We start from the raw sequence: 22912 nt of genomic DNA, 5'->3' as shown, positions 1-22912 counted from the left end.
CTCACCTCGCGTTTGTCCACAGTTCCGGTGAGCGGGCCCCGCAACGGTCCCGTACGACCGGCGTCGCCGTGCCGAGCCGACGGCCCGGGCGCGCGACGGCGAGCTCGTGCGCGTGCGCCGCGGCGTCTACCTCCCGTCGCCGCACGCCGACACGCGGGTGCGCGAGGACTGGCTGCTCGGTCAGGTGCGCGGCGTCGTGGACCGCTTCACCACCCCGTACTGGTTCAGCCACGACACCGCGGCGCTGCTCTGGGGGTGCTGGACGTGGCGCCTGCCCCCGTTCGTGCACGTCACCCAGCTCGTGCACCCGCGTGTCGGGCGTGAGCGCGACCCGGCCGTCCGGCGGCACTGGACCGACCTGCCCGCGCGCGACCGCGTGCGCCTCGGCGGGGTGCCGGTGACGAGCCTCGAACGGACCGTCGTCGACTGCGCGCGCTCCTCGCCCCCGGAACGCAGCCTCGTCGTCGTGGCCTCGGCGCTGCGGATGGGTGCCGACCGGCGCGTCGTCGAGCAGATCCTGGAGGAGTCGCGCGGCAAGCGTGGCGTGGTCCGCGCGCGTCGCGCGCTGGAGCTCGCGGACCCCGCGTCCGAGTCGCCGGGGGAGACCCTGGTCCGGCTGGCCGCGGTCGTCCGCGGGCTGCCTGCCCCACGACCGCAGGTGCCGGTGCCGACGGCGCGCGGCCGGTACGTCGTCGACCTCGCGTGGGTGGAGGCGCGCGTCGCGATCGAGTTCGACGGTGCCGTGAAGTACTCCGGCGGGTCGTTCGGCGACCCGGCGACGGTCCGGCGCGCGCAGGCGGCGCGCGAGGCCGCGCTCGTCGCGGCGGGCTGGACCGTCGTGCGGTTCACGTGGGACGAGCTCGCCGACCCCGTCCAGGTCGGGTACCGGCTCGCCGAGTGCGTCGGGCGGCGCTGCGACGTCGGGTCTCCCGTCGGTCGTCCGCGCCGGGGGAGGACAGAGGTCGCGCGAGGTAGAACCGTGGTGACGCGAGGTAGTACGCCGGTCGCGACTGCGGTACTACCTCGTGGACCTGCGGTCCTCCCTCGGCGGGGCGGGCGGGGCGCCGCCGTCGAGGAGGGCGAGGTAGCGGGAGCGGACGCGCACGACGTCGGCCAGCTGGGTCTCGATGCCGTCGACGAACTCCTCACGGTAGACCGCGTCGACCTGGACGGAGATGGCGTAGTACAAGCCGGTGAACGTCGCGATCGCGACCGAGACGCGCAGGAGCGTCTGCGTGACGACGAGGTCCGCCCCGCCGACGCCACCGCCGCCCGCGAGCGACAGGGTCCGCCGCCACGTGCCGCCGTCGACGTCCCACAGGGCCATGACGTCGGGTGTGACGGTCAGCGTGCCGAGCGCCATGAAGAACGCGCCCATCCCGAGGCTCACGACGAGGACCTGGAGGAGCTGGCTGGTCGCGATCATCGTGGCGAGGTTGGCCGTCTGGCCGCGGCTGAACCGCGTCGCGCGGTCGTGCTCGGGGAGCCGGCCCGCGGTCTCCGCGAGGGCCTCGCGCGCCTCGGCCGGGGAGCGCAGGGCGACGAACAGCACGACGAGGAGGGCGAAGAACGCGCCGAGGACGAGGTCGGCGACGCCGTGCGTGCGGTCGAACACCTGCCACACCTCGGCGTTGTAGAAGAGCACGAGGGAGAAGACGAGCAGCAGCGGCAGGAGCCGGACGAGCCGCAGGAGCGCGGCGCCGAGCTCGTCGGTGACGCGCGCGAGGCCCCACCACAGCGACGACAGGACGCCGTACCCGACGACGACGCGCACGACCCCGAGCAGCACCAGGTTGCCGGCGACGGTGAGCAGGGCGTCGCCCCACTGCCCGCCGAACACGAGCGGCAGGAGGGCCGGTGCGAGCACGAAGAACGCGAGCTCAGGCACCCCGACGGACTGCGGCAGGGTGGACCAGCGGCGGCCGCGCAGCACGTTGAGCCCCGCGTACGCCGCGGCGACGAGCGCGGCACCCCCGAGCAGGGCGAGCACGTTCGCCCACGCGGGCCAGCCCATGCGCACCGCGCCCGACAGCTCCGCCAGGAGCACGACCAGCAGGAACGGCGCGGAGCGGCCGAACACGTCACGGTCGAGCGAGTGCCCCTCGACGAGGAGCGGCAGCCCGTTGCGTCGGAACACCCGTTCGCACGCCGCGATCTCCGGCAGCGGGGTCGTCGGCTCAGGGGCCGCGCCCGTCGTGCCGGGCCCGACGCCGCCCGGTCCGGTCGGTCCTGCGTGCCCGGCCCGCCGTTCGCCCGGGTCGGGGTCGGACGCCCCGGGCGGGGACGCGTCGTCGTGCACGCTCATGCTCGGTGACCCTACCGGCCGGTCTGCGGCCGACGGGTCAGCGGAGCTCGGCGGCGAGGGCGCGGCCGGCGACCCGGCCCGAGTAGAGGCAGCCGCCGAGGAACGTGCCCTCGAGCGCGCGGTGCCCGTGCACGCCGCCACCGCCGAACCCGGCGGCCTCGCCGGCGGCCCACAGGCCGGGCAGCACGGTGCCGTCCTCGCGGAGCACGCGCGCCGAGGTGTCGGTCCACAGCCCGCCGAGCGTCTTGCGCGTCAGCACGGAGAGCCGGACGGCGAGCAGCGGGCCGTCCTTGGGCGTCGTGAGCGGGCGGGGAGGCGAGACCCGGATGAGGCGGTCGACGCGGTAGCGGCGGGCCATCGCCGTCGCGACGACCTGCGGGTCCTTGCCGAGACCCGTGCGCACCTGCTCGTCGCGCAGGCGGACGACACGGGCGAGGGCGTCGGGGTCGACGTGCCCGCGCGACCCGGGTGTCGCGTCGACGAGGGCGTTCATCCCCGCGGCGAGGTCCTCGGGCGTCTCGGCCCACACGAACTCGGGGGACTGCTCCGCGAACCGCGCGACCGGCCCGACGGCGCCCGGCAGCACGCGCTGGGCGAGCAGCCGCACGTCCTTCCCGGTGAGGTCGGGGTTCTGCTCGGAGCCGGAGAGCGCGAACTCGGTCTCCATGATCGCCTTGTTGAGCACGAACCAGGAGTGGTCGTCGCCGCGCGCCGTCACGTGCTGGAGCGCGCCGAGGGCGTCGAACCCGGGGAACAGCGGTGCGGGGAGGCGGTTGCCGTCGGCGTCGAGCCACAGGGAGCTCGGCCCGGGCAGGATCCGGATGCCGTGGTCCGTCCAGACGGGTGAGTGGTTCGCGATGCCCTCGGGGTAGTGCCACATGCGGTCCTCGTGGACGAGCGCGGCACCCGCGTCGGCGGCGACGCCGATCATCCTGCCGTCGGTGGAGTCGGGGACGCCGGAGAGCATGCGCGCGGGCAGCGTGCCCGCGGCCTTCGGCCACCGGGACCGCACGAGCTCGTGGTTCGCCCCGATGCCGCCCGACGTCACGACGACGGCGCTCGCCGCGATCTCGACCTCGCCCACCACGTCGCGCGACGACGGGGCGCCGCGCTCCGCGTCCGACGGCGCGAGGACCTGCGCGCGCACGCCCGTCACCGCACCGTCGGTCACGACGAGCGAGGTGACACGGTGCCGGAACCGCAGGTCGAGGAGCCCGGCCGCGCGCGCGTCGAGCGCCGCCCGGACGAACGGCTCGAGCACCCCGGGTCCGGTGCCCCACGTGACGTGGAAGCGGGGGACCGAGTTGCCGTGCGACCCGCCGGCGCTCCCGTCCGCGCCCGAGCGCACCGGGTAGCCGCCGCGCTCGGCCCACTGCACGAGGGGGAACCAGCGCACACCCTTGTCGTGCAACCAGCCGCGCATCTCGCCGGCCGCGAAGTCGACGAACCCGCGCGCCCACGCGTACCCGTGCCGGTCGGGGCCCTCGCCGCGCTCGGCTCCGGGCGCGAACTGCGCGGACCCGAGCCAGTCGTCGAACGCGAGCTCGGCGGTGTCCGTCACGCCCATGCGGCGCTGCTCGGGCGACCCGACGAGGAACAGCCCGCCGAACGACCACCAGGCCTGCCCGCCGAGGCTCGCGGCCGGCTCCTGGTCGAGGAGCACGACCCGCCGGCCCGCCGCTGTGAGCTCCGTCGCCGTGACGAGCCCGGCGAGCCCGGCACCCACCACCACGACGTCCGGGTCCTCGATCGCGAAGGAGCCTGCGGCGGAGTCGACCACGCTGTCACCCATGCCGGAACCCTAGAGCACCGGCCGCTCCCCGGGAATGCCCCGGGCGGACCGGGAGCGAGGTGGGACGGGAGCGAAGGCGGTGCGGTCGCCGTCGGGCAGCCCGAGCCCCGGGGTGAGACGGCCGAGAAGGTGGTGGGGCGGCGTCTGGCACGGGGTGCGCACCAGGGTGCGGTGGGAGCGGAGGCGGTGCCGTTGCCGTCGGGCCGACCGAGGACCGGGGTGAGACGGCCGAGGAGGTGGTGGGGCGGCGTCGGAGGCGAAGGGCGTGGTGGGTCTGGCGGGAGCGCCCGAGGGACGAGGGCGCGGAAGGTAGCCCGAGCCCCGACGCCGCCCGACCACACCGCCGGAACCCCGGCACTACCTCGCGCAACCCCGGTACTACCTCGCGGTACCCCGGTACTACCTCGCGGTACCCCGGTACTACCTCGCGAGACCCTGGTACTACCTCGGCGGGGCGGAGACGTACACGCGCAGGCTCAGGGCCTCGAGCCCGACGACGTCGCCCGCCCGGGCGGACGGGTCGCCGTCGGCGCGGTCGTCGGGGTGCTCCCAGTCGGAGTCCCAGGCGAGGTCCCAGCGTTCGGGCGCGCCGCCCGCCGCGCCGCGCACGCCGGGGAGCACGACGTCGACGGGGTCGAGCGCCCCGGCGAGCACGACGAGGACGTCCGCGTCGCCCGCTGCGGGAGCGGTGCGCAGCATCTGGAGGGTGCGCACGGCGGGGTCGTGCCACGCCGCGTGGTCGAGGAGCTCGCCGTCGGCGTCGAACCACACGAGGTCCGGGACGCCGGGCGCGTCGTGCGCGTCGGTGCCGGGCCGGGGGCGGCCGGTGTAGAACGTGTCGGGCCGCAGGGCGGGGTGCGCGCGGCGCAGCGCGAGGAGGTGCTGCGCGGTCGCGAGGAGGTCCTTGCGCCAGGGGGACAGGTCCCACGACACCCACGACGTCTCGTCGTCCTGCACGTACGCGTTGTTGTTGCCGCGCTGGGTGCGGCCCATCTCGTCGCCGGCGGTGAGCATGGGCGTCCCGGCCGAGAGGAGGAGGGTCGCGAGGAGGTTGCGGATCGACCGGCGGCGCAGGGGGGCGATCTCGACACCGGGCCCCAGGGCGCCGGCACCGGGGCCGTCCTCGGGGACGGTGCCCGTCCCGGCGGCTCGTCGCGGGTCGGTGGGGCCGCGTACGGCGTCGGGCGCCGCGACGGGACCTTCGAGGCCGTGGTTCCAGGACCGGTTGTCGTCCGTGCCGTCCCGGTTCCCCTCGCCGTTCGGGAGGTTGTGCTTGTGGTCGTAGGCGACGAGGTCGGCGAGGGTGAAGCCGTCGTGGGCGGTCACGTAGCTCACGGACGCGACGGGTCCGCGCAGGAGCGGCGGGTCGCTGTGCCCGAAGAGGTCGGCGGACCCGGCGAGCCGGGTCGCGAGGTCGCGCACGCCGTGGCCGGGGCGTCCATGGGACGCCTCGCGCGCGTCGGCGAGCCAGAACTGGCGTGCGGCGTCGCGGAACCGGTCGTTCCACTCGGCGAACGGGGGCGGGAACTGGCCGGTGCGCCAGCCCCCCGGACCGACGTCCCACGGCTCGGCGACCAGCTTGAGGCCGCTGAGGACGGGGTCGGTCTGGAGCGCGACGAGGAACGGGTGGTCGGCGTCGAACCCGCTCTCGCCCCGGCCGAGGGTGACGGCGAGGTCGAACCGGAACCCGTCGACGCCGACGACCTCGGCCCAGTACCGCAGCGAGTCGAGCGCGGCCCGCACGACGGCGGGACGCCGGAAGTCGAGCGAGTTGCCCGTCCCGGTGACGTCGGCGAGGCGGGCGGGGGTCGCGCCGTCGTGCAGGTAGTGGACGGCGTTGTCGAGGCCGCGCCAGGACAGGTGGTAGCCGTCGGCGCCGCCCTCGCAGGTGTGGTTGTGCACGACGTCGAGCAGCACCTCGATGCCGGCCTCGTGCAGCAGGTGGACCATGCCGCGGACCTCGTCGAGCACCGCGGCGGGTCCGGCCTCCTGCGCGGCGGCGGTGGCGTACGCGGCGTGCGGGGCGAAGAAGCCGAGCGTGGAGTAGCCCCAGTAGTTCGTGCGGCCGCTCGCGAGGAGGTGCGGCTCGGCGGAGTTGGCGTGGATCGGCAGCAGCTCCAGGGTGGTGACGCCGAGGCTGCGCAGGTGGTCGATCGTCACGGGGTGCGCGAGCCCGGCGTACGTGCCGCGCAGGTGCTCGGGGAGCGCGTCGAGCCGCTGGGTGAGGCCGCGCACGTGCGCCTCGTAGACGACGGTGTCGCGCCAGGGGACGCGCGGGCGCGGGGCGAGCGTGCCGCCCGGCTCGGCGACGACCACGGAGTGCGGGACGAACGGCAGCGAGTCCCGCTCGTCGGCGGGGCCGTCCGGGTCGTCGCCCGCGTGCCCGCGGATCTGCGGCCCGTCGACGAGGTCGCCGACGAGGCCGCGCGCGTACGGGTCGACGAGAAGCTTCGCCGGGTTGTACCGCAGTCCCGCGGCGGGGTCCCACGGTCCGTGCGCGCGGAAGCCGTAGCGCTGCCCGGGTCGCACGCCCGGCACGTGCGCGCGCCACACGCCGAACGCCGGCCCGTCGAGCGCGACGCGCCGCTCGCGCCACCGGGGCGCGCCGTCGGCACCGGTCCCGTCGGCGTCGACGAGGCACAGCTCGACCGCGGTCGCGTGCGAGGCGACGACGGCGACGTCGACGCCGTCGCCCGCGACGTGCACCCCCAGGGGCGGGAGCGGGGCGTGCCGGTCGACGTGGGGGGACGGGGCGGGGGCGCCGGTCGTCCGGGGCAGGGGTGTCGTGCGCACCCGTCCATTGTGGCGGGTGTCACCGACCCCCGTCCGTGCCCGCCGGTACGCTTCCGTTGCGGGGCGGGCGCCTGCCCGCCCGCCGCCCAGCACCTCAGGGAGTGAGCACCCGATGCGGATCGTCGTCGCCGTGAAGTACGTCCCGGACATCCACGCCGAACGCGGGTTCGACGGCGGGCGCGTCGTCCGCCGCGCGGACGAGGGGACGCTCAACGAGCTCGACGAGAACGCGCTGGAGGCCGCCCTGCGCGTCGTGGAGTCGCTGCCGGAGGGCGAGCGCGCGTCGAGCGAGGTCGTCGTCGTCACCGTCGCCGGCCCCGACGCCGACGCGGCCGTGAAGAAGGCGTTCCAGCTCGGCGTGGACCGGGGCGTGCGCGTGAGCGACGACGCGGTCGCCGGCTCCGACTACTTCGGCACGGCGCGCGTCCTCGCGGCGGCCGTGCGGCGTCTCGCCGACGAGGCGCCCGTCGACCTCGTCGTCACGGGGATGGCCGCGCTCGACGGCCTCGGGTCCGTCGTCCCGGCGCTGCTGTCCGCCGAGCTGGGCCTGCCGCAGCTCACGCTCGCCGGGAAGCTCGACCTCGGCGGCGACGCGGGGGCGCGCACCGCACGCGTCACGCGCGAGCTCGACGGGGTGGACGAGGTGCTCGAGGCGCCGCTGCCCGCCGTCGTGAGCGTGACGGACCACGCGAACGACCCGCGCTTCCCCAACTTCCAGCTCATCATGGCGGCCCGCACGAAGCAGGTGGAGGCGTGGAGCCTCGCCGACCTCGGCGTCGACCCGGCGGAGGTCGGCGACGCCGGCGCGCGCACCCGCGTGCTCGACGCGTCGCCGCGACCGCCCCGGCCGGAGGCCGAGATCGTCGTCGACAAGGGGGAGGGCGGCCGCGCGCTCGCCGAGTACCTCATCCGCAACGAGCTGGTCTGAGAGGACGCACCATGACCGAGACCCACACCCCCGCCGGGAACCGCACCGTCCTCGTCCTGCTCGACACCCCCGGCAGCGAGCTGCGCTCGCCCGTCCTCGAGCTGCTCACGCTCGCCCGCGGCGTCGGGCGCGTCGAGGCCGTCGCGCTCGAGTCGCCCAGCGTCGAGGTCCTCGCCCAGCTCGGGTCGTACGGCGTCGAGACCGTCCGCCAGGCCGAGCTCTCCGCCGACGGGCACGGGCTCGGCGGCGACGCCACGCACCTCACGCCGGTCGTCGCCGAGGCGCTCGCGGCCGCGGTGCGCGCGAGCGACGCCGACGCCGTGCTCCTCACGTCGTCCTTCCCGAACAAGGAGGCCGCGGCACGCCTCGCGTTCCTCACGGGCGCGGGCCTCGTGGTCGACGCCTCCGCGCTGTCCGTGGCGGGCGAGGGCGACGACGCCGGGCGCGTCGTCGCGGACAAGCGCGTCTTCGCGGGCGCGTGGGACGTGCGCAGCGTCGTCGCGACGGAGCTCGCCGTGCTCACCGTGCGCGCGAACTCCGTGGTGCCGGAGCCCTCCGCCGAGGCGGTCGCCACCGACGTCGTCGGGTTCGCCGTCCCGCTCACGGCCGCGGCCACCGCGGCGCGCGTCGTCGAGCGGACCGTGCACCCCACGTCGGGCGCGGGCCGCCCCGCGCTCGGCGAGGCGGCCGTCGTCGTCACGGGCGGTCGCGGCACGAACGGCGACTTCGCCCCCGTGGTCGAGCTCGCGGACGCGCTCGGCGCCGCCGTCGGCGCGACGCGCGACGCCGTGTACGAGGGGTGGCACGACCAGTTCGTCGGCCAGACGGGTGTGACCGTCGCGCCCCGCCTCTACATCGGGGCGGGCGTGTCGGGCGCACCGCACCACCGCGGCGGCATGCAGGCGGCGCAGGTGATCGTCGCGGTGAACAACGACCCGGAGTGCCCCCTGTTCGAGATCTCGGACTTCGCGGTCGTGGGCGACCTCGCGGACGTGCTGCCGCAGGCGGCCGAGGTCATCCGGGAGCACCGCGCCGCACAGGGCTGACCCGGGCCGCACCCGGACGGCACCCAGATTTCACCCGGTCGCCACCCGCGGGCACCGTGGTCGTCACGGACCGTTCCTAGCGTCGGGCCGACTCCTCGGCGCGAGGAGGCCCCCCGACCGTGGAGAACCCGATGACGATCACTCCCGCCCCCGAGCAGCGCCCGCTGCTCCCCGTCGCGCAGTACGCACGGGGCAAGCGCAGCCCGGTGACCTGCCGCCTGAAGTGCGCCGACGCCTGCTCGCACGCGGCGCCCAACACGAGCGAGAACGAGTACTTCCGCGACGTCGCGGGCCGGGCGCTGTCGCGCCGCGCCATGCTCGGCGGCCTCGCCGTCGGCGCGGCCGTCGTCGTGGTGGGCGCGCAGACCGCGACCGCGCCCGCCGCCGAGGCCGCCGCCCCCGCGCACGGCGGGTGGGGCGGCTGGGGCGCCCAGGGCAAGGGCCTGTCGTTCGGCCCGATCGCCCCGCAAGCCGCGGCGACGGACGCGTTCGTCGTCCCCGAGGGCTACGCGTGGCGCCCGATCATCCGCTGGGGCGACCCGATCCTGCGCGGCGGTCGCGCGTTCGACCCGGCGAACCAGTCGCCGGAGCAGCAGCTCCTGCAGTTCGGTTACAACAACGACTACCTCGACATCCTCCCGTACGAGCTCGACCGCGGGCTGTGGTGGTGGGGTCGGCGCAAGGACGACGGCCGGGGCACCCGCGGCCTGCTCGTGACGAACCACGAGTACACGAACCCGGGGATCATGTTCGACGCGTCGTACGACGCGCCGACCCGCCGGGCGATCGAGCGGGCCGCGCACGGGATGTCGGTCGTCGAGGTGCGCCGTCGTCGGTCCGGCCAGCCGTGGGAGTACGTGCCGGACAGCCGGTCCAACCGGCGCGTGCACATCGGCACCGAGTTCCGTGTCGACGGCCCGGCCGCGGGGTCGGACCTGCTGCGGACGGTCGCGGACCCGTCCGGGCGGCGCGTGCTCGGCACGCTGAACAACTGCGCGGGCGGCACGACCCCGTGGGGCACGGTGCTGTCCGGCGAGGAGAACTTCCACGGCTACTTCCGTGCCGCGGGCACGGGCCACGACGCGCGCTACGGCCTGCGCGACGCCGCGACGGGCTACGGCTGGGAGCTCGACGACCCGCGGTTCGACGCCCGCAACCCCGGGTACGAGAACGAGCCGAACCGGTTCGGCTGGGTCGTCGAGATCGACCCGTACTCGCCGGGTGAGGCGCCGGTGAAGCACACGGCCCTCGGCCGGTTCAAGCACGAGGGCGCGAACGTCATCCTCTCGCGGCGCGGGCACGCCGTCGCCTACATGGGGGACGACGAGCGCTTCGACTACGTGTACAAGTTCGTGTCCTCGCAGACGATGCGACCCGGCAACAGCAGCTGGGCGCGCCGGCACAACAAGACGCTGCTCGGCGAGGGCTCGCTCTACGTCGCGCGGTTCACGGGCGACTCGCCGGCGCACGAGATCGACGGTTCGGGCGCGCTGCCGTCCGACGGCGCGTTCGACGGCCGCGGCGAGTGGCTGCCGCTGGTCGTGGACGGGCGCAGCAAGGTCCCGGGGATGTCCGTCGAGGAGGTGCTCGTGTACACGCGCGTCGCCGCGGACAAGGTCGGCGCGACGAAGATGGACCGCCCCGAGGACGTCGAGCCGAACCCGGTGACGGGACGCGTCTACGTGGCCTGCACGAACAACACGTCGCGGGGGCCGTCCGGGACCGAGGCCGCGACGGAGCCGAACCCCCGCAACACCAACCGCGACGGCCACGTCGTGGAGATCGTCGAGGACCGGGACGACGCCGCCGCCCGCACCTTCCGCTGGAACCTCCTCCTCGTGGCGGGCGACCCGTCCACCAACGGCTCGACCTACTTCGCCGGGTACCCGAAGGACAAGGTCTCGCCCGTGTCGTGCCCCGACAACCTCGCGTTCGACGCCGAGGGGAACCTGTGGATCTCCACGGACGGGCAGCCCAGCACCATCCAGAAGTGCGACGGCCTGTTCAAGGTGCCGCTGACCGGTCGTGAGCGCGGCCGCGTCCAGCAGTTCCTGTCCGTCCCGGCCGGTGCGGAGACGTGCGGGCCGGTCGTGGACTCCGAGGACCGCATGGTCTACGTCGCGGTGCAGCACCCGGGGGAGGACGGGTCCTTCGCGAGCCCGCAGTCGTACTTCCCCGACTACGTCACCCCCGGTGCCCCCGTGCCGGGTGGGGCGTTCGCGGGTCCGCGCCCGTCGGTCGTGCAGGTCTGGCGCGACTGACGTGGCCCGCGAGTGACGTGACACCCGCCGGCGGCGCCGGTCACCTCAGGGGGCCGGCGCCGCCGTCGTCCGCAGGGGGCACAGCCCGATCTGCTCGAGCCACGCGACCGCGGCGACACCCTGCGCGCGCTGGAACGCGCGCAGGTTCGGGATGTCGGGCGGTGCCGGCTGCCGGGCGGAGTGCAGGAAGTACCCGGCCACGCCCGCGACGACGGCGCGCAGGTCGGCCGGGTGCACGTCGCGCCCGAGCGGGTGGGCGGCGAACGTCGCGGCGGCCCACGCCCCGCCGTGGGCACGCCGCGCGTCGTCGGCGGACGGGGTGACGGGCTCGACGACCCCGGTGACGCCCTGCATGACCACGCTCGGCAGGAACATGGCGAGGTCGAGCCACGGGGCGCCGCGGGACGCGTAGGGCCAGTCCACGAGGTAGGCGCGGTCGGGGGTGAGGAGCACGTTGTCGGCCCGCAGGTCGCCGTGCACGAACGCCTCGCCCTCGCACGCGACGAGCGTGCTGCGCTCGGCCTCGGCGAGCTCGGGCAGGTGGCGCGCCGCCCACGGCACGAGGTCGGCCAGGCCCGGGTCGGGGTCGTCGACGAGCGAGCGCCACCCCGTCGACATGTTCGCGAAGTCGGGTCCCGTGGGCGGGAGCCGGAGGCGGCGTGCGCCCGGCGCGGCGGCGAGCACGGAGAGCAGCGCGAGGACGCGGTCGAGCTCGTCCGGGTCCCAGGGGGTGGCGGGCACGTGGCCGTCCACCACCTCGAAGGCGAGGACGATCCAGTCGCCGTCGCCGTGCCCCCAGGCGAACCGCGGCGCGGGGATCTCGCGGGGGAGCCGCGTGGCGATCCGCGCCTCCGCACGGTGCAGGTCCGCGGCGAACGGGGCGTCGGCGCTGCGCGCAGCCTTGACGAACAGGCGCTGACCGTCGTCGAGCTCGACGACCGACGCGAGCCCCGGGCTGAAGCCGGAGGCCACCGACGTCGACTCGACGACCCGTGCGCCGGCCACCGCCTCGACCTCGCGCCGCAGCTCGACGGGCAGGTCCTCCCAGCGCAGGCGTCCGCCGCCGTAGGCGACCGGGACGTGCGTGTCCGCGGTGGGTGCGACGTCGTCGGGCATCGGTGTGCCACTTCCCCTGTCGTCCGGCTGCTGCGACCCGCGGCACGACGCGGCGCGAGGTCGGGCGGGGGCGCCATGACGTCACGTGTCGCGTGCGTCCCCGGTTCGAGGTCCGACGGCCCCGGCTCGGCCGCCGGGCGCAGACCCCTGCCAACCTAGCGCCTCGTGGGGGATTGTCCAGCGCCTGACCGCACCCTGGTACGGGCAGCCGTCGCGGTTCGTAGACTGGATGACCGTGACCTCCCTTCCCGGACCGCGCGCGCCCCGCGTCGCGTACCTCGACCACGCCGCGACGACACCCCTGTCGCCGCCGGCGCGCGAGGCGTTCGTCGACGAGCTGTCGCGCACCGGGAACCCGTCCTCGCTGCACGCCGCGGGGCGCAGCGCCCGACGCACGGTCGAGGAGGCGCGCGAGGCCGTCGCGGCGGCGCTCGGGGCGCGGCCGAGCGAGGTCGTGCTCACGGCGGGCGGCACCGAGGCCGACAACCTCGCGGTCAAGGGCCTGTTCTGGGGGCGCCGCACCACGGACCCGCGACGACGGCGCATCGTCGTCTCCGCGGTCGAGCACCACGCCGTCCTCGACCCGGCGTTCTGGATGGCCGAGCACGCCGGCGCCGAGATCGTCCTCCTGCCGGTCGACGCGCAGGGCCGCGTCGACCTCGACGCGCTGCGGGCCGAGCTCGACGAGCACGCGCCGGAGATCGCCCTGATCTCCGTCATGTGGGCCAACAACGAGGTGGGCACGCTGCAGCCCGTGCACGAGGTCGTCCAGCTCGCCCGTCCCCACGGCGTGCCCGTGCACTCGGACGCCGTCCAGGCGGTCGGACAGGTCCCGGTCGACTTCGCCGCGAGCGGGCTCGACGCGATGACGGTCTCGGGCCACAAGCTCGGCGGACCCCTCGGCGTCGGCGCGCTCGTCGCCCGCCGGGACGCCCCCCTGACCCCCGTCCTGCACGGCGGCGGGCAGGAGCGCGGCGTGCGCTCGGGCACGCTCGACACCCCGGCGATCCGTGCGTTCGGCGTGGCCGTGGCCGACGCGGTGGCGCGTCGGGACGAGCGCGCCGCGCACCTCGCGTCACTGCGGGACGCCCTCGTCGCAGGGGTGCGCCGCACCGTCCCCGACGCCGTGCTCAGCGGCCCCGACCCCGCCGACGGCGCGGCGGAACGGCTGCCCGGCAACGCCCACTTCACCGTCCCCGGCGCGGAAGGCGACTCGCTGCTCTACCTCCTGGACTCCGCCGGGGTCCAGGCCTCGACCGGGTCCGCGTGCCAGGCGGGCGTGCCGCAGCCGTCGCACGTGCTGCTCGCCATGGGCGTCGACGAGACCGACGCCCGCGGCGCCCTGCGCTTCACGCTCGGGGAGACCTCCACGCCCGACGACGTCGCGCAGCTCCTCGACGCGCTGCCCGCCGCGGTGGACCGTGCCCGGGCCGCGGGGCTCGCGTCCGCCCCCGCCCGTCCGCGCCACACCACGCGCGCGCCACGCCCCGCCGCCACGCCCGCACCCGGGCACCGCACCGCCGCCGAGGGGGTCGCATGAGGGTGCTCGCCGCCATGTCCGGCGGCGTCGACTCCGCGGTCGCCGCGGCGCTCGCGGTCGAGGCCGGGCACGACGTCGTCGGCGTGCACATGGCCCTGTCGCGCGACCGGAACCGGTTCCGCACGGGCTCGCGCGGGTGCTGCTCCATCGAGGACGCGGGCGACGCGCGGCGCGCCGCGGACGTACTCGGCATCCCCTACTACGTGTGGGACCTGTCGGAGCGGTTCGAGGACACGGTCGTCGCCGACTTCCTCGCCGAGTACGAGGCGGGGCGCACGCCCAACCCGTGCGTGCGGTGCAACGAGCACATCAAGTTCGAGGCCCTGCTCGACAAGGCGACCGCGCTGGGGTTCGACGCCGTCGCGACGGGCCACTACGCGCAGGTCGTGACCCGGGACGTCCCGGGCGCCGGCACGACGGTGCGCGAGCTGCACCGGTCGCCGAACACGGCGAAGGACCAGTCCTACGTGCTGGCGGTCATGGGCCCCGAGCGGCTCGCACGCGCGATGTTCCCGCTCGGGGGCTTCGCGTCGAAGGACGAGGTCCGCGCCGAGGCCGCGGCGCGCGGCCTGTCGGTCTCCGCGAAGCCGGACTCGTACGACATCTGCTTCGTCGCCGACGGCGACACGCAGGGGTTCCTGCGCGAGCGGCTCGGGTCGCGCCCGGGCGAGGTCGTGGACACCGAGGGGCGGGTGCTCGGCGAGCACGACGGCGCGTACGCGTACACCGTGGGCCAGCGCAAGGGGCTCGGCATCGACCGCCCTGCCGCCGACGGCCGCCCGCGCTACGTCCTCGACGTCCAGCCCGTCGCGAACCGGGTCGTCGTCGGGCCGGCGGAGCTGCTGAGCGTCGACCGTGTCGAGGCCGGGGGAGCGGTGTGGTTCGACGGCGTCCTCGACGGACCCGGCGCCCTCGCCCGTCCCGGCGACGCGTTCGACGCCGAGGTGCAGGTCCGCGCCCACGGCACCCCGGTGCCCGCGCGGGTCCGCGCGACGGAGCCCGGGGCGGCGGGGTCGGTCGTCGTCGAGCTGGGCGTCCCGCTGCGCGGCGTCGCCGCCGGGCAGTCGCTCGTCGTCTACGCAGGCACGCGCGTGCTCGGGCAGGCGACCGTGGACCGCGCCTACCGGGCGCCCGCCGCGACGGTGGCGCCCTGAGCGAGCGTGCGGGCGAGCGCGTCCTCGTCCCGGACGCACCAGTGGTCCACGACGCGCCCCGCGTCGAACCGCAGCAGGTGCATCTCGCGGACGCGGAACGGGAGGCCGGTCGGCGCGACCCCGCGGAAGAACCCCGTGTGCCGTCCGCTGAGCTCGACGTGCAGGGCCACGAGGTCGCCCTCGGCCACGGCGTGCAGCACGTCGACCCGCTGGTCGGAGAACGCGTCCGAGTAGCGGTGGGTCGCGGCGACGAGCGCCTCGGCGCCCCCCTCCCCGAGCACGGGGTCGTGGTCGTGGAAGCCGGGCGCGAGCAGGGTGGCCAGCGCGTCGGCGTGGTTGCCCGGGATGGCCTGCGTGTGCACGGCGATCGCCGCCGCCTTGTTGGCGCCCACGGCGGGGACGCCGGGCGTGGGCACGGGTGCGAACGGTCGAGCCCTCATGGGAGCGTGTCCTTCCGGCGGGGACCGTCGTGCGCCCCCGGGCCTCGGCGAGGTCACGGCACGGCTGGGTCCGTCCAGTACCCGAAGAGAGGTGGCAGGTCCGTGAATCGTGACGACCAGCAGGTTGGTGCACCGTGCCCGCGGTGAGCGGCCTCGGCCCGTGGCCCGGCGGCCCGGGGGACGTGCTCGACGCGCAGCTCACCGTGCTGGACGACCTCGCCGCGCTGCCGACGGGCGTGCGCGGCGTCCCGTTCCTCGTCCAGCTCACCGGTCGTGGCCCCGGCGCGGACGCGACGGGCCGCACCGCCGCGCTCCTGCCCGGCCTGCCCGCCGAGCTGGGGCCGCACGGGTGGAAGCTGGCCGACCACCCGGGGGCCGACGAGCGCCGCGCCGACGCGCTGCTGCGCGAGGACGTCGAGGCGCTGTCCATCGCCGGCGCCGGGTACACCGGCCCGCTCGCCGTCACCGTGCAGGGCCCGTGGACGCTCGCCGCGGACCTCTACCTCGCCCGGGGCGACCGGGTGCTCTCCGACCGTGGCGCTGTCGCCGACCTCGTCGCGTCCCTCGCGGACGGCGTCGCCGACCACGTGTCCGAGGTGCGGCGGCAGGTGCCGGGGGCGGACGTCGTCGTGCAGCTCGACGAGCCCTTGCTCGCAGCGGTCGGGGCGGGCGCGCTGCCCACCTTCTCCGGGTACGCGCGCCTGCGCGCCGTGCCGGGGCCGGACCTCGTCGACGGGCTGCGGCCCGTGCTCGACGCCGCGCGGTCGGCCGGGGCGCGGACGGTGGTCCACCTGGGGTCCGCCTGGGTGGGGGTGGCGCCCGCGGTGCTGGCCGGCGCGAACGCCGTCGGGCTCGCCCCCGGCGCCTGGGACGAACGGCTGTGGGAGACGGTCGCGCGCGCCGTCGAGCGGGGTGCCGGCCTGTGGGTCGCGCTGCCGCCCGCGCGGGTGTCGCAGTGCGCAGGACCCGCCCTCGGCGAGCTCGCCGACCTCGTGTCCGTCCCCTGGCGGCGCATCGGGCTGCCCGCGCACGCCCTCGACGACGTGACGCTCCTCGGTGCGCCCCGCACCACGGGCCGTGGGCCGGGCCGTGCACCGACGGGGACTCCCGACGAGCACCGCGCGGTGCTCGCGAACCTCGGCCGCGTCGCGGAGGTGCTGGGCGAACGCGCCCACGCGTGAGTCGTCGCGGGGACCTCACGCTGCGTAGGCTTGACCTCGGCCCGTCGGCACCGCACGACGCCGCGGGTCGGCACCCGCGCGCCCGGTCCCGACCGGACGTCCCGCCTCCGACCGCGGAAGGACCCCGATGCCCGTCCTGCGAGCCGTGCTCTTCGACCTCGACGGTGTGCTCACCCCCACCGCCGAGATCCACATGCGCGCCTGGGAGCGGCTGTTCGCGCCGTTCTGCACGGCGCGCGGCCTGGCCCCGTACACGCCCGCCGACTACTTCGCCCACATCGACGGCAAGCCCCGGTACGACGGCGTGGCGACCTTCCTCGCGTCGCGCGGCGTCGAGCTGCCGCGCGGGACGGCCGACGACGCCCCCGGCGAGGGCACGGTCTGCGCGCTCGGCAACCGCAAGGACGAGATCGTCAACCGCATGTTCACGGAGGAGGGCATCGCGCCCTACCCCGGTTCCGTGCAGTTCCTCGACGCCGTGACCGAGGCGGGCGCGGACGTCGCCGTCGTCTCCTCCTCGCGCAACACGCCCACGGTGCTCGCCGCGGCCGGCCTCGCGGACCGGTTCGAGGTCGTCGTCGACGGGAACGTCGCCGCACGCGAGGGCATCGCGGGCAAGCCCGCGCCCGACACCTACCTGCGCGCCGCCGAGCTGCTCGGCGTGCCCGCGGCCCAGGCCGTCGTCGTCGAGGACGCGCTCTCCGGCGTCCAGGCCGGCGCCGCGGGGGCCTTCGGGCTCGTGCTCGGCGTCGACCGGGGGGTCGGCGCGGACGCGCTGCGCACCCACGGCGCCGACGTCGTCGTGGCCGACCTCGGCGAGCTCGACGCCGCCGTGCTCGACACCTCGTACCGGACGGAGGACGACGCGTGATCCGCCGGACCGACGACGAGCAGAACACCGTCGACCGCCTCCGGTTCCCCGCCGACCCCTGGCGACTCGTCGAGCAGCGGTTCTCCGCCGAGGACCTCGGCGTCACCGAGACGCTGTTCGCCGTCGCCAACGGCTACCTCGGCATGCGCGGCAACGTCGAGGAGGGGCGCGAGTCCCACTCGCACGGAACGTTCATCAACGGGTTCCACGAGACGTGGTCCATCCACCACGCCGAGGAGGCGTACGGGTTCGCGAAGGTCGGGCAGACCATCGTCAACGTGCCCGACGCGAAGGTGATCCGGCTCTACGTCGACGACGAGCCGCTGCTCCTGCCCGTCGCCGACCTCATCGACTACGAGCGCTCGCTCGACCTGCGCGACGGCGTGCTCCGTCGCGAGCTGCTGTGGCGCACCCCGTCCGGCAAGCGCGTGCAGATCCGGTCCGAGCGCATGGTGTCGTTCACCGAGCGCCACCTGGCCGTCATGACGTTCGAGGTCACGCTGCTCGACGACTCCGCACCCGTCGCGATCTCCTCCCAGGTGCTCAACCGGCAGGACGGCCAGGACGAGTACCACGTCCGGTCCGCGTCGCTCGGCGAGGGGTTCGACCCGCGCAAGGCGAACCAGTTCGCCGGGCGGGTGCTGCAACCGCAGACGCAGTGGGGCGACGACGAGCGGGTCGTGCTCTCGTACCGCTGCACGAACTCGGGGATGACGCTGGCCGTCGCGGCCGACGACCACCTCGAGACCGAGAACGCGTGGGACGTGCGCACGCAGGTCGACGAGGACCTCGCGAAGCACGTCTTCCGCGTGCACGCCGAGCCCGGCCGCCCGATCCGTCTCACCAAGACCGTCGCGTACCACACGTCGCGTGGCGTGCCGTCGCGCGAGCTCGTGGACCGCTGCCGCCGCACCCTCGACCGTGCCCACGAGGACGGCGTCCCGGCGCTGGTCGCCGCGCAGCGCGCGTGGCTCGACGCGTTCTGGGCGCGCTCCGACGTCGAGATCGCCGGTCGCCCCGAGGTCCAGCAGGCGGTGCGGTGGAACCTGTTCCAGCTCGCGCAGGCGACGGCGCGTGCCGAGGGCAACGGGGTGCCCGCCAAGGGCCTGACCGGCTCCGGCTACAGCGGGCACTACTTCTGGGACACGGAGATCTACGTCCTGCCCTTCCTCACCTATACGAGCCCGCGCTACGCACGCAACGCCCTGCGCGTGCGGTACCAGATGCTCGACGCGGCCCGTCGGCGTGCGCACCAGCTCTCGCAGAAGGGTGCGCTGTTCCCCTGGCGCACCATCAACGGCGAGGAGGCGTCCGCCTACTACGCCGCCGGTACCGCGCAGTACCACATCAACGCGGACGTGAGCTACGCGCTCGTGCAGTACGTCCGCGCGACCGGCGACACCGACTTCCTGCGCCGCGAGGCCGCAGACGTCCTCGTCGAGACGGCCCGCATGTGGGAGGACCTCGGGTTCTGGCGCGCCAACGGCGACGACGCGTTCCACATCCACGGCGTCACCGGCCCCGACGAGTACACCACCGTGGTGAACGACAACCTCTTCACCAACGTCATGGCACGGTTCAACCTCCGGGCCGCCGCCTTCGTCGTGGAGCGGATGCGCGAGGACTTCCCGGAGGACTACGCCCTCCTCGTCGACCGGCTGTACCTGCGGGCGACGGAGACGCGCGAGTGGCAGCGCGCCGCCGACCACATGAACATCCCGTACGACGAGGGCGTGGGCATCCACCCGCAGGACTCCCACTTCCTCGAACGGGAGATCTGGGACCTCGCCCACACCCCCGTCGACAAGCGTCCCCTCCTCCTGCACTACCACCCGCTCGTCATCTACCGCTACCAGGTCCTCAAGCAGGCGGACGTCGTGCTCGCGCTGTTCCTCCAGGGCCAGCTCTTCACGGCCGAGGAGAAGCTCGCCGACTTCGAGTACTACGACCCGCTGACCACCGGTGACTCGACCCTGTCGGGCGTCGTGCAGTCGATCATCGCCGCCGAGGTCGGTTACCACGAGCTCGCCATCGAGTACTTCCTGTCCTCGCTGTTCGTCGACCTCGCGAACCTGCACGCGAACGCGTCCGACGGCGTCCACGTCGCCTCCGCGGGCGGCACCTGGTCGGCCCTCGTGTGCGGGTTCGGCGGCATGCGCGACCACAACGGCGAGCTCACCTTCGACCCGCGGCTCCCGCGGGACTGGGACTCCCTCGCGTTCCGCCTCACGTGGCACGGCTCGCGCCTCAAGGTCACCGTGCTGCCCGACGCCGTCGAGCTCGTCGTCGAGACGGGCGACCCCGTGCAGGTCGGGGTCCGGGGAGAGCAGGTCGACGTCGGCGCCGAGGTCGTGCGCGTCGTCCTCGACGGCCAGGGCCCCGACCGCCCCGGCCGCCCGAGCCTGCGCGCCCTGTCCGGCAACCGCCGCGAGGACGGCACCCTCATCACCGCCACGGTCCCGCACTCGTAGGAGACCTCGAGAACCGCGGTCGGGCGAGGGAGAACCGTGGTCGCGCGAGGTAGTACCGCGGTCCGCCGAGGGAGGACCGTGGTTGCGCGAGGTAGAACTGTGGTCACGTGAGGGAGAACCGTGGTCGGCGGGTCCGGGTCGGCGGGGAGGAGCGCGCGCAGGTCTACCATCCGCCCGCTCGTCCCTCGCGGGCTCCCGTTCTCGCGGTCGGGATCCTCCTACGTTCGCAAGCTCACTCCGGACGCTCCCTCGGACCAGACCCGCCACGACCCGCGCCCGCTCCTCCCCACCGACCCTCGTGCGCCTCTCGCCTCTTACCGCTGCACGCGTACCGAGGACGAGCTCCGACCTGCCGCTGACGTCGACCCAGCCCATCTCGCGCGACCACGGCTCTCCTTCGGCGGACCGCGGTTCTCCTCGTCCCTCGGCGAGGCACCGCCGAGGTGCCGGACCGGTGAGCGGGTGGGGCGACGTCGGGTGCGAAGGGCGTCGAGCCGCGCGCGAGAACCGACGGCCGACGGGCCGGGCGACGGCGCGGCAGCCCGAGCGCCGGTGGCGTCCCACCCGTGGACCCGGGCACCGACTACTGCGCCGCAGCCCGGGCACCGCCGACGGAGCGACGGGCAGAGAACGGGGCCGTCAGGCGAGGCGCTCGGCGAGGAAGCGGTAGTGGATCGCCGCCATGTGCGCGGCTTGCGCGTTGTTCGCGGCGCCGCCGTGGCCGCCCTCGATGTTCTCGTAGTAGGTGACGTCCTTGCCGGCGGAGAGCATGAGCGCGGCGAGCTTGCGGGCGTGGCCGGGGTGGACGCGGTCGTCCTTGGTCGACGTGGTGAACAGGACCGGCGGGTAGGTGCGGTCGGGGTCGAACAGGTGGTAGGGCGAGAACGTGCGGATGAACTCCCACTGGTCGGGGTCGTCGGGGTCGCCGTACTCGGCGGCCCAGGACGCCCCGGCGAGGAGCTTGGTGTAACGCTTCATGTCGAGCAGGGGCACGCCGACGATGACGGCGGCGAACAGGTCGGGGTACTGGGTGAGCATGTTGCCGGCGAGCAGGCCGCCGTTGGAGCGGCCTTCCATGCCGAGGTGCTCGTGGGTCGTGATGCCGCGCGCGACGAGGTCGCGGGCGACGGCGGCGAAGTCCTCGTAGGCGCGGTGCCGGTCGGCCTTGAGCGCGGCCTGGTGCCATGCGGGCCCGTACTCGCCGCCGCCGCGGATGTTCGCGACGACGTGCACGCCGCCGTGGGCGAGCCAGCCGCGCCCGAGCGCGCCGGAGTAGCCGGGCGTGAGGGAGACCTCGAACCCGCCGTACCCGTAGAGCAGGGTGGGTGCCGTGCCGGGGGTCGTGGCGCCGTCGGCCCTGACGAGGTCGGTGCGCCCGACGACGAAGTACGGGACGCGCGTGCCGTCGTCGGAGGTGGCGAAGTGCTGGACGACGCTCATCCCGGACGCGTCGAAGAACGCGGGGTTGGACTTGAGCGGCTCGGGCGCCGCTGCGTCGGCGGGCCGCTCGCCGAGGTGGAGGAGGGACAGCGTGGTGGGCGTGAGGTAGTCGGTGGTGACGACCCACAGGTCGTCGCTCTCGACGGGGTCCACGGCCCGGACGCCGATGGTGCCGAGCGTGGGCAGGCCGGGCACCTCGGAGCGCACCCAGCCGGTGCCCGACGTCGCGCGCTCGCCGGGGTCGTCCGTCTCGCCGGGGGGCGGGGTGAGGACGTGGAGGCGGTTCTTCACGTCGTCGAGCACGTTGACGACGAGGTGGTGGCGGGTCCAGGTCGCGCCGGCGAGCGACGTCGTGGGGGTGGGCTCGAAGAGCACGGTGAAGCCGCGGTCCCCGGCGAGGAAGGCGTCGAACCGGGTGACGAGGAGCGACCCGGCGCGGTAGGTGGCGCCGGCGACGGTCCAGTCGTCGCGGAGCTCGACGAGCATCCACTCGCGGCGCACGCCGACCTCGGCGGAGTCGGGGACGTCGATCTTCGTGAGGACCTGGTCGGGGGTGCCGGTGTGCTCGGCGAGGTAGAGCTCGTCGGAGTAGAACGCCTTGGCGCGGTGCACGAAGTCGCGCTCGAACCCGGGCGTGTGGGTGCGCCACGCGGAGATGTACATGTCCTCGTCGGTGCCCTCGAACACGGTGACGGCGTCGGCGAGCGGGGTGCCGCGCGTCCAGCGCTTGACGACGCGCGGGTAGCCGGACGGCGTGAGCGTGCCGGGTCCGAAGTCGGTGAAGGCGTACACGGTGTCGGCGTCGACCCAGCCGAGCGACCCCTTGGCCTCGGCGCGGTGGAACCCGCCGTCGGCGGGGTCGACGAACTGCCGGGTGACGAGGTCGAACTCGCGGGTGACGTCGGCGTCGGACCCGCCGGGGGAGAGCTCGACGAGGGCGTGGCGCCACGGCTCGCCCGCGGCGAGCTGGGCGGGCGTGGGGCGCAGGACGCTCGCGCCGTGCCACACCCAGCTCTGGCCCTCCTCGGCGGCGAGCGCGTCGAGGTCGAGGACGGTCTCCCAGTCGGGGGAGTCGGTGCGGTAGGAGTCGAGGGTGGTGCGGCGCCACAGGCCGCGCTCGTGCCGGGCGTCGCGCCAGAAGTTGTAGAGGTGGTCGCCGACGAGGGAGACCTCGGGGATCTTGGCGTCGGAGTCGAGGACCTCGCGGATGGAGGTCTCGAGGGTGCCGAAGGCGGAGGGCACCTCGAGGGTGGCGGCGACCTCCGCGTTGCGGGCGCGGACCCAGGCGAGCGCCTCGTCGCCCTCGACGTCCTCGAGCCACAGGTAGGGGTCGGTGGCGTCGACGGGGGAGGGGGTCGCGGGGGTGGTCGCGTCCGTCACGTGCTCGGCAGTCATGCGCCCACCCTACGGGCCGTTCCGGAGGTCGGGACCAAAGACCTGTGTCCGGAGAGACACCGGGGATCCCTTGAGCGCACCCCCCGTCTTGTGAAAGACTTCACAAGTAGAGAGACCGCTGAAGGAGCCGGGGCACCCGGTCCCGGCAGCACCCGCGGCCCGACGCCCGGCCCGGCCGG

The 22912-nt window shown here is 75.1% G+C and carries 14 protein-coding genes and 1 pseudogene; 9 read left to right on the top strand and 6 right to left on the bottom strand.

From position 1 onward, the window contains the following. Window positions 1-106: 106 nt before the first annotated feature. A pseudogene (locus LGQ04_RS17970) lies at window positions 107-853 on the top strand (type IV toxin-antitoxin system AbiEi family antitoxin); the annotation flags it as partial. Between the two features lie 165 nt (window positions 854-1018). Here the strand turns inward: LGQ04_RS17970 and LGQ04_RS15870 are convergent. From LGQ04_RS15870 to glgX, 3 genes are all read right to left on the bottom strand, one after another. After that, window positions 1019-2305: a hypothetical protein gene (locus LGQ04_RS15870; RefSeq protein WP_229244939.1), complete on the bottom strand. Its 1287-nt coding sequence runs from the start codon at window positions 2303-2305 to the stop codon at window positions 1019-1021. Between the two features lie 37 nt (window positions 2306-2342). Continuing rightward, the gene (locus LGQ04_RS15865) at window positions 2343-4097 is read right to left on the bottom strand and encodes an FAD-binding dehydrogenase (RefSeq protein WP_229244938.1); all 1755 of its coding nucleotides are present in this window, start codon (window positions 4095-4097) and stop codon (window positions 2343-2345) included. Window positions 4098-4538: 441 nt separating this feature from the next. Continuing rightward, the gene (glgX, locus tag LGQ04_RS15860; protein WP_443654133.1) at window positions 4539-6875 is read right to left on the bottom strand and encodes a glycogen debranching protein GlgX; all 2337 of its coding nucleotides are present in this window, start codon (window positions 6873-6875) and stop codon (window positions 4539-4541) included. A gap of 127 nt (window positions 6876-7002) precedes the next feature. Between glgX and LGQ04_RS15855 the strand changes: the two genes are divergently transcribed. The 3 genes from LGQ04_RS15855 to LGQ04_RS15845 all read left to right on the top strand — a co-directional run bounded on the left by LGQ04_RS15855 (window position 7003) and on the right by LGQ04_RS15845 (window position 11125). Next, window positions 7003-7818 carry an electron transfer flavoprotein subunit beta/FixA family protein gene (locus LGQ04_RS15855; RefSeq protein ID WP_229244937.1) on the top strand — a complete coding sequence of 272 codons (816 nt, stop codon included), beginning with the start codon at window positions 7003-7005 and terminating at the stop codon, window positions 7816-7818. Between the two features lie 11 nt (window positions 7819-7829). Next, complete coding sequence (locus tag LGQ04_RS15850; RefSeq protein WP_229244936.1) at window positions 7830-8864, top strand: electron transfer flavoprotein subunit alpha/FixB family protein; 1035 nt, start codon at window positions 7830-7832, stop codon at window positions 8862-8864. Between the two features lie 131 nt (window positions 8865-8995). After that, complete coding sequence (locus tag LGQ04_RS15845) at window positions 8996-11125, top strand: PhoX family protein (RefSeq protein WP_229244935.1); 2130 nt, start codon at window positions 8996-8998, stop codon at window positions 11123-11125. Window positions 11126-11170: 45 nt separating this feature from the next. Here LGQ04_RS15845 and LGQ04_RS15840 read toward each other — a convergent pair whose 3' ends face one another. Further along, window positions 11171-12241: a phosphotransferase gene (locus LGQ04_RS15840; protein WP_229244934.1), complete on the bottom strand. Its 1071-nt coding sequence runs from the start codon at window positions 12239-12241 to the stop codon at window positions 11171-11173. Between the two features lie 229 nt (window positions 12242-12470). On the opposite strand from LGQ04_RS15840, the gene LGQ04_RS15835 reads away from it, so the two are divergent. Together LGQ04_RS15835 and mnmA are read left to right on the top strand one after the other, a co-directional pair. Further along, window positions 12471-13781, top strand: coding sequence for a cysteine desulfurase family protein (locus tag LGQ04_RS15835; RefSeq protein ID WP_229244933.1), 1311 nt, complete (start codon window positions 12471-12473; stop codon window positions 13779-13781). Further along, window positions 13778-14935 (top strand): tRNA 2-thiouridine(34) synthase MnmA, encoded by a 1158-nt coding sequence (gene mnmA / locus LGQ04_RS15830; RefSeq protein ID WP_229244932.1) that lies wholly within the window; start codon window positions 13778-13780, stop codon window positions 14933-14935. Before LGQ04_RS15835 ends, mnmA begins: the two co-directional genes overlap by 4 nt. On the opposite strand, the gene LGQ04_RS15825 is transcribed toward mnmA, so the two are convergent. Next, window positions 14902-15375, bottom strand: coding sequence for an ester cyclase (locus LGQ04_RS15825; protein ID WP_229244931.1), 474 nt, complete (start codon window positions 15373-15375; stop codon window positions 14902-14904). The two genes, mnmA and LGQ04_RS15825, sit on opposite strands and share 34 nt — an antisense overlap. A 143-nt stretch (window positions 15376-15518) precedes the next feature. On the opposite strand from LGQ04_RS15825, the gene LGQ04_RS15820 reads away from it, so the two are divergent. From LGQ04_RS15820 to LGQ04_RS15810, 3 genes are all read left to right on the top strand, one after another. Continuing rightward, on the top strand, window positions 15519-16556 hold the full coding sequence (locus LGQ04_RS15820; RefSeq protein WP_308016421.1) for a uroporphyrinogen decarboxylase/cobalamine-independent methonine synthase family protein: 1038 nt from the start codon (window positions 15519-15521) through the stop codon (window positions 16554-16556). A gap of 127 nt (window positions 16557-16683) precedes the next feature. Further along, on the top strand, window positions 16684-17427 hold the full coding sequence (locus LGQ04_RS15815) for an HAD family hydrolase (RefSeq protein WP_229244929.1): 744 nt from the start codon (window positions 16684-16686) through the stop codon (window positions 17425-17427). Continuing rightward, window positions 17424-19898, top strand: coding sequence for a glycoside hydrolase family 65 protein (locus LGQ04_RS15810; RefSeq protein WP_229244928.1), 2475 nt, complete (start codon window positions 17424-17426; stop codon window positions 19896-19898). Before LGQ04_RS15815 ends, LGQ04_RS15810 begins: the two co-directional genes overlap by 4 nt. A 639-nt stretch (window positions 19899-20537) precedes the next feature. On the opposite strand, the gene LGQ04_RS15805 is transcribed toward LGQ04_RS15810, so the two are convergent. Beyond that, a complete protein-coding gene (locus LGQ04_RS15805) occupies window positions 20538-22733 on the bottom strand; it encodes a prolyl oligopeptidase family serine peptidase (protein ID WP_229244927.1) in 2196 nt (731 codons plus the stop codon). Window positions 22734-22912 lie beyond the last annotated feature (179 nt).

This window comes from Cellulosimicrobium marinum (assembly GCF_020551945.1).
Lineage (GTDB): Bacteria > Actinomycetota > Actinomycetes > Actinomycetales > Cellulomonadaceae > Cellulosimicrobium > Cellulosimicrobium marinum.
Note: the sequence above shows the minus strand (reverse complement) of the source record. Positions and strands in the feature narration are given on the sequence as shown.